General features: G+C 73.5%; 1 protein-coding gene. It reads right to left on the reverse strand.

The window, feature by feature from the left end:
• Positions 1-129 precede the first annotated feature (129 nt).
• Complete coding sequence (locus FV222_RS28810) at positions 130-513, reverse strand: nucleoside deaminase (protein WP_238272513.1); 384 nt, start codon at positions 511-513, stop codon at positions 130-132.
• Position 514: the final 1 nt, after the last annotated feature.

Genomic DNA, 514 nt, shown 5'->3' on the forward strand with positions numbered 1-514 from the left:
CGCCGCACTCAAGCCCGAGCCGGCCCCGACGATCAGGGCGCGATAATAGGTCGGCGTCATGGATGCGGCCTCCGGGCTGTGCGAGCCGGCAACGTCGGGCACGCGGGGCGGTTCGCGCCGCGCGATGGATCAGTCGCGCCGCGCGCGGAAGAAGTCGCGCAGCATCTGCGCCGCCTCGTCCTCGCGAAAGCCCCCATACACGTCCGGCGCGTGGTGGCAGGTCGGCTGGTTGAACACGCGCGCACCGTTCTCGACACCGCCGCCCTTGGGGTCGGCCGCCCCGTAATAGAGCCGCCGGATCCGCGCGAAGCCGATCGCGCCCGCGCACATCGGGCACGGCTCCAGGGTGACGTAGAGGTCGCAGCCCGACAGCCTTTCGTCGCCCAGCGCGGCGCAGGCGGTGCGGATGGCCAGGATCTCGGCATGCGCCGTCGGATCGCGCAGCGCGCGGGGCCGGTTGTGCGCCACCGCGAGCACCACGTCGTCGCGCACGACCACCGCGCCGACCGGCACC

Source organism: Methylobacterium sp. WL103, assembly GCF_008039885.1.
In the GTDB taxonomy this organism is placed as follows: Bacteria; Pseudomonadota; Alphaproteobacteria; order Rhizobiales; family Beijerinckiaceae; genus Methylobacterium; species Methylobacterium cerastii.